Raw genomic sequence first — 6,636 nt, 5'->3', positions numbered from 1 at the left:
ACGTGGAAGTATTTCGATTAGGCTACGAATAAGACCTAGACTATGTAAAACCAGACCAATCCGTTGACCTTACGGTGAGGAAACTGGCTAAGGAGAACAATTATGACAGCAATGTTGTCAGGCGCAGAGATGGTGGTTCAATCTCTGATAGAAGAGCACGTAGAGCAGATCTTTGGCTACCCAGGTGGCTCTGTTTTGGATATCTACGATGCACTGCATGCTAAAACCGATCAAATCAAACACGTACTTGTAAGGCATGAGCAAGCCGCCACTCATATGGCAGATGGTTACGCTCGAGCTACCGGTAAACCGGGTGTCGTACTTGTGTGCTCGGGGCCGGGCGCGACCAATACCATTACGGGTATTGCAACAGCGTATATGGACTCTATCCCAATGATCGTTATCTCGGGTAACGTACCGAATAGCCTAATTGGTAATGATGCTTTCCAAGAGTGTGACATCGTCGGTGTCTCCCGCCCAGTGGTCAAACACAGCTTTTTAGTAAAAAAAGCGGAAGATATTCCTGAAACAATCAAAAAAGCGTTTTATATCGCGACTACAGGTCGACCTGGTCCAGTTGTGATTGATTTGCCAAAAGATGTAATGAACCCGCAAATCAAACTGCCTTATCAATATCCAGAAATGCTTTCTATGCGCTCTTACAAGCCGACAACTTCGGGCCATAAAGGCCAGATTAAAAAAGCGCTTAAATCGCTATTAGAAGCGAAAAAACCAGTGCTTTATATCGGTGGTGGTGCGGTGATTTCTGGCGCCCATGAACATATTTTAGAGCTTTCCGACAAACTGAACCTACCCGTTGTGAGTACTTTGATGGGCTTGGGGGCATTCCCGGGTACACATAAAAACTCACTGGGCATGTTGGGTATGCACGGCACTTACGAAGCTAATATGGCAATGCATGAAGCGGATCTTATTTTTGGTATCGGTGTGCGTTTTGATGACCGTACAACCAACAACCTTGAAAAGTACTGCCCAAACGCAAAAGTGATGCATATTGATATCGATCCGTCATCGATCTCGAAAAACGTGAAAGTGGATTTGCCGATCGTAGGTTCTGCGGAAAAAGTGCTGACAACCATGCTCGGGCTGCTTGCAGAGCAAGGTAGTGGAAATGATCAAGATGCTATCACCGCATGGTGGGATGACATTCAAGTATGGCGTGACCGCAACTGCTTGTCTTATGAAACGTCTCCAGAACGAATCAAGCCACAGCAAGTAATTGAAACGCTGCACAAGCTAACTAATGGCGACGCATATGTGGCGTCTGATGTGGGCCAGCATCAGATGTTTGCGGCGCTGTACTACCCATTCAATAAGCCGCGCCGTTGGATAAACTCTGGTGGTCTTGGCACCATGGGATTTGGTCTTCCGGCTGGCATGGGCGTGAAGTTTGCCATGCCACAAGAAGAGGTCGTGGTTGTGACTGGTGACGGCAGTATTCAGATGAATATTCAAGAATTGTCGACAGCCATGCAATACGACATTCCAGTGAAGATCATCAACCTGAACAACCGATTCTTAGGCATGGTAAAACAGTGGCAAGACATTATTTATCAAGGACGTCACTCTAATTCTTACATGAGTTCTGTTCCTGACTTTGCAGCGATTGCAGAAGCTTATGGTCACGTCGGTATTCGTATCGAAACGCCTGATCAGCTCGAAGAAGGGCTACAAAAAGCGTTGGATATGAAAGATCGTCTGGTGTTTGTGGACATCAACGTAGACGAAACCGAACACGTATACCCGATGCAAATCAAAGGTGAGGGTATGGATAAAATGTGGCTAAGCAAAACGGAGAGAACTTAATATGAGACACATTATTTCATTGCTATTGGAAAACCAACCGGGTGCGTTGTCTCGTGTTGTTGGTTTGTTCTCTCAACGTGGTTACAACATTGAATCTTTGACGGTATCACCGACTGATGATGAAACCCTGTCGCGAATGAACATTACCACGACATCTGATGAGATGCAGTTGGAACAAATTCAGAAGCAGTTACACAAATTGATCGATGTGCTGAAAGTGCAAGAAGTCACCGAGTATGAGCACATTGAGCGTGAACTGATGATGGTGAAAGTGAAAGCCAGTGGTTTTGCGCGAGCAGAAGTGAAGCGGACGGCAGACATCTTTCGTGGCCAGATCGTGGATGTCACGGCTTCACAATACACCGTACAACTTGCGGGTACGAGTGAAAAGCTAGATGCCTTCATTCAAGCGATATCCGAAGTGACCGAAGTTGTCGAAGTTGCTCGTAGTGGTGTCGTTGGCATTGCGCGAGGAGAGCGAGCTCTCAAACCTTAACTCTCTGATTGCATATAGAAAAGCCACTTAATCTAAGTGGCTTTTTTGTTTAGAAAATAACAATTAATGATATAATTGTCGTTTTAGTAAGCATGATAGGCATTAGACGTGTGAAAGTACCTAAGCGAGTCGGCACCTTATTGGCGACAGCACTATTTTTTAGTGCACTCACTGCCGCTTACTACTATCAGAAATATCTGACGTTGTTAGAAAACAATGTTGAGAACACCGCTCAAGAAGCGTTACATCAATTGGCCTATACTGGCCGTGAATACAGCAATATTCAGGATCAAATCGAAACGATCAGTGACCTACTTGGTCACAGCCAAAGTCTGTATGAATATCTGCGCCAACCTAACCGGGTGAACCGTTCCATCTTAGAAGACATGTGGATCTCGGTCGCAATCAATCAAAAGTTGTATAAGCAAATTCGCTTTCTTGATGTTTCTGGTCGAGAAAAAGTTAGGATTAATTATGAGATTGAAACAGGCGCTGCGTTGCCCGCGATCAAATTGCAAAATAAGTCAGAGCGAGATTACTTTCAATTCGCTAAGAACTTAGACGATGGCGAAATCGCTTCGTGGGGGATAGGTTTAGAACGAGAGTATGGCGAGTTAGTCTATCCCTATAGCCCGTCACTGCGTATTTTGATGCCTATTTCGCTTAACGGAAAGCGCGAAGGGTATCTTGTGCTTAATGTTGATATTGACTATTTATCCTCTCGACTCAACTATTCGTCAGTGCTTGATTTCCATATTGAGCTGATTAAGAGTGACGGATTTTACATTGATAGCCCTAAATCAGCTCGTTTGTATGGCCATATAATTCCCGCTCGCTCTCAATTTAATTTTGGCCGGATGTACCCAAACATTTGGCGTAGTTTAAATTCAAAAGATTCGGGCTATGCTTACAATGGTTCGAATTTGGTCGCGTATCGCACCATCCAGTTTGTTTCTAGCGAACCTCTTCATCTGGTTATTGATCTTACCAATGAGCAGTTATTATCCCGAGCTCAGAGGGATATTGATGACTTAATCCAAGAAGCGTTTTTTGTTCTAAGTTTGGTGCTCGGCTTCACTTTGCCGACGGCAGCCCTTGCTCTGCATTATCGGCGTCATAGTATGGAATCGAAGTTGGCTCGAGCTGCTCTTGATGGTATGACTGCGGTGATGATCTCGGATGCTTCACATAGAATCATCATGGTTAATCAAGAGTTTGAAAACATGATGGGTTACTCAACCAAGCATGCCCAAGGTTGGAGTGCACATCATTTAATTCTCTTACCTGAAGATCTCGAAGCAAACCTGAGTATCTGGAAAACACTGAAGAGTGAACACGTATGGGAAGGGGAGATTCGTTGTCGAACTAAGTTTAATCAAGTCTTTACTGCAATAATGCGTATTCAGGCGAATTTAACCAAATCAGGTAAAGTGAGTTATTACATTACGTCGCTGGTGGATATCTCTGGGCAAAAAGAGTTAGAAGAAAAATTACGAAACCTAAGCGAAAAAGATGGCTTGACGGGGTTGTGGAACCGCCGAAAATTTGAAGAGCAATTGGCGCAATATGCGGGGATTATTGAACGCTATCCTGATAGCCCTCCTGCTTGTTTGGCGTTGTTTGATATTGACCACTTTAAACGTATTAATGACGAGCTTGGCCACGACGAAGGAGACAAGGTGATTTGTAGTGTCGCAGAAACCCTCCTAGAAGAAGTCCGCAGCACAGACTTTGTATCTCGTGTCGGTGGTGAGGAATTTGCAGTGATTATGCCGCATACAACACTAGAAGAGGCTGAAATTGTATTGAACAGGCTACGTGTCGCGGTTCAAATGCGTAGTGGTAGAGGCATTACTGTCAGTGCTGGATATAGTGATTTAACCTCTGATCGTACAAGAACGTATAAATGTGCTGATATTGCTTTGTATGAGTCAAAAAGTGCAGGGCGTAACTGCGTATCGCTATGTCATAGTTATGATGATATTGCTTAGTGCTTTTACAAAAACGAAAAAACGGGGATAGACCCCCGCTTTTTAGTCTCAACGTTATTCGCTAGCCAGTATGCGACATTGGTTGTCGATGGCGGCTTCGATACACTGTATTGACTGTCTCAAATAACGCTCTAGATAACCTAAAGCATCCTGACTCTTTTTGTCTAGCGATGCCTTCATCAGTATTTCTTGCTCATCGAGATTACAGTGCCCAGGGTTCCCTGTGCCTAAAATCTGCATCGCGAAGTATTGGTAGCGTTTAATTTGCGTGAGTAGATCGCGGAAAAACCCAAACATATTGACAGAGCCAGCACCTTCAAACAGCGCAGTAAGAAACTGATTTTGGCGCTCTTCCCATTCCCTCCAGCAAAAGCTTTCGCCAGGTTTTACTCGGGATAACTTGTGATAAGCAGTTAGTACATCCAGTTCCCATTTTTCATCGCCAATCATAATTGCCTTACTGAGTAAGCATGCGGAGACCATTTGCAGGCTTTCGTACAAGTCATGTAACTCATCTTTACATACAGGTGCAACCCAGCAGCCTTTTTGCGGCTCGAGTTTGACGTATTTGCTCCAAGATAATTGCACCAATGCTTCTCGAATGGGTGACGCTCCTACGTTGTACTTCTCTTTGAGTTCGGCAACCACGAGTTTTTGACCTGGTTTAAGCTCGCCATCGAGAATATCCTGACGGATCATTCTTAATACTTTGTCGGTAAGAGTGGGACTAGACACATACACCTCATAGAAGAAACTTTAATCGTGACGATAAAATTAAACAGTACGAAATTCTGATAGAGGTGAATAATACAATTAGCCTATTATGAGAGCAAGAAAGCCATATAAAAAAGGAGGGCATAAGCCCTCCTTCTCAAGAAACTGAAGTGTTAAAAGTTCAGTCTTATAGTACGTGTACAGAAGCTGTGTTTGTTGTACCTGAAGCAACTAGAGCGCCAGAAACCATAACAACGATATCGCCTTTGTTACCTAGACCTGATTCTAGAGCAAGTTCTTTACCCGCTACGTAGAATGCGTCAGTGCTTTCGATTGAATCAACAACTACTGGAGTAACACCTTTAGTTAGAACTAGCTGTGCAGCAGTTTTCTTGTTAGTTGTTAGCGCTAGGATGTTTGCAGTTGGGAAGTACTTACGTACTGAACGTGCAGACTTACCGCCTTCAGTTGCAACAACGATAAGTGGAGCTGCTAGTTTCTCTGCTGTGTCTACAGCGCCTTTACATACTGCTTCAGTGATGCGAAGACGTGGGCTGTCTAGACGAGAACCTAGTTCAGCTTTTAGCGCTGAGTCAGTACGGTTCGCGATTTGAGCCATGATAGTTACCGCTTCAACAGGGTATTTACCTTTCGCCGTTTCACCAGAAAGCATTACTGCGTCAGTACCGTCCATTACCGCGTTAGCAACGTCGCCTGCTTCCGCACGTGTAGGACGTGGGTTGTTGATCATAGAATCAAGCATTTGAGTTGCAGTGATAACCATCTTACGTGCACGGTTACACTTCTCGATCATCATTTTCTGAGCGAAGATTACTTCTTCAGCTGGGATTTCAACACCTAGGTCACCACGTGCAACCATGATGCCGTCAGAAAGCTCTAGGATCTCGTCGAAGTTATCAACACCTTCTTGGTTTTCGATCTTAGAGATGATGTGGATGTTCTCGCCGCCGTTTGCAGCAAGTACTTCACGGATTTCTTGAACGTCAGACGCTTTACGGATGAAAGAAGCTGCTACGAAGTCAACGCCTTGCTCACAACCAAATTTAAGGTCGTTCTTATCTTTTTCAGATAGTGCAGGTAGGTTTACAGAAACGCCAGGAAGGTTAACACCTTTGTTTTCGCCCAGTGCACCGTTGTTAAGAACTTTACATTTAACTTCAGTTTCCGTCTTAGAGATAACTTCCATCTCGATTAGACCGTCGTCTACTAGGATAGTGTTACCTACGTTTAGGTCTGCTGCGAAACCAGCGTAAGTTACTGCAACTTTATCTTTGTTACCTACAACTGAAGTGTCAGTTGTGAAAGTGAATTCTTGACCTGCTACTAGATCAACATCGTTACCGCCTTCTAGCTTGATAGTGCGGATTTCTGGACCTTTAGTATCTAGAAGAATTGCTAGTGGTTTGCCAGTAGCTTCCATTACTTTACGGAAGTTCGCGATACGAGTGCCGTGTTCTTCGTAGTCACCGTGAGAGAAGTTAAGGCGCATTACGTTCATGCCTGCGTTAACTAGTTCAGTTAGCTTCTCTACAGATTCTGTTTTAGGGCCAATCGTACATACGATTTTGGTCTTTTTCATGGAAGATA

At 44.2% G+C, this 6,636-nt stretch carries 5 protein-coding genes; 3 read left to right on the top strand and 2 right to left on the bottom strand.

Translation table 11 applies throughout. The annotated features are described in order from the left end of the window. Positions 1–102 precede the first annotated feature (102 nt). From R7F07_RS13160 to R7F07_RS13150, 3 genes are all read left to right on the top strand, one after another. Complete coding sequence (locus R7F07_RS13160; RefSeq protein WP_054574258.1) at positions 103–1,827, top strand: acetolactate synthase 3 large subunit; 1,725 nt, start codon at positions 103–105, stop codon at positions 1,825–1,827. A gap of 1 nt (position 1,828) precedes the next feature. After that, positions 1,829–2,323 carry an acetolactate synthase small subunit gene (gene ilvN, locus R7F07_RS13155; RefSeq protein WP_005379697.1) on the top strand — a complete coding sequence of 165 codons (495 nt, stop codon included), beginning with the start codon at positions 1,829–1,831 and terminating at the stop codon, positions 2,321–2,323. Positions 2,324–2,433: 110 nt separating this feature from the next. After that, entirely contained in the window at positions 2,434–4,314 is a 1,881-nt protein-coding gene (locus tag R7F07_RS13150; protein WP_054574259.1) for a GGDEF domain-containing protein, read from the top strand. A 54-nt stretch (positions 4,315–4,368) separates the two neighbouring features. On the opposite strand, the gene R7F07_RS13145 is transcribed toward R7F07_RS13150, so the two are convergent. Further along, positions 4,369–5,055 carry a GntR family transcriptional regulator gene (locus tag R7F07_RS13145; protein ID WP_080659233.1) on the bottom strand — a complete coding sequence of 229 codons (687 nt, stop codon included), beginning with the start codon at positions 5,053–5,055 and terminating at the stop codon, positions 4,369–4,371. Between the two features lie 160 nt (positions 5,056–5,215). Next, positions 5,216–6,628: a pyruvate kinase PykF gene (gene pykF / locus R7F07_RS13140; protein ID WP_005392243.1), complete on the bottom strand. Its 1,413-nt coding sequence runs from the start codon at positions 6,626–6,628 to the stop codon at positions 5,216–5,218. Positions 6,629–6,636 lie beyond the last annotated feature (8 nt).

The sequence above is a fragment of the Vibrio sp. YT-16 genome (assembly GCF_033337405.1).
In the GTDB taxonomy this organism is placed as follows: domain Bacteria; phylum Pseudomonadota; class Gammaproteobacteria; order Enterobacterales; family Vibrionaceae; genus Vibrio; species Vibrio alginolyticus.
Note: the sequence above shows the minus strand (reverse complement) of the source record. Positions and strands in the feature narration are given on the sequence as shown.

Bases quoted from the DNA above. Each gene is read 5' to 3' on its own strand.
- R7F07_RS13160 (WP_054574258.1), top strand. From the start codon at position 103: ATGACAGCAATGTTGTCAGGCGCAGAGATGGTGGTTCAATCTCTGATA.
- ilvN (WP_005379697.1), top strand. From the start codon at position 1,829: ATGAGACACATTATTTCATTGCTATTGGAAAACCAACCGGGTGCGTTG.
- pykF (WP_005392243.1), bottom strand. From the start codon at position 6,628: ATGAAAAAGACCAAAATCGTATGTACGATTGGCCCTAAAACAGAATCT.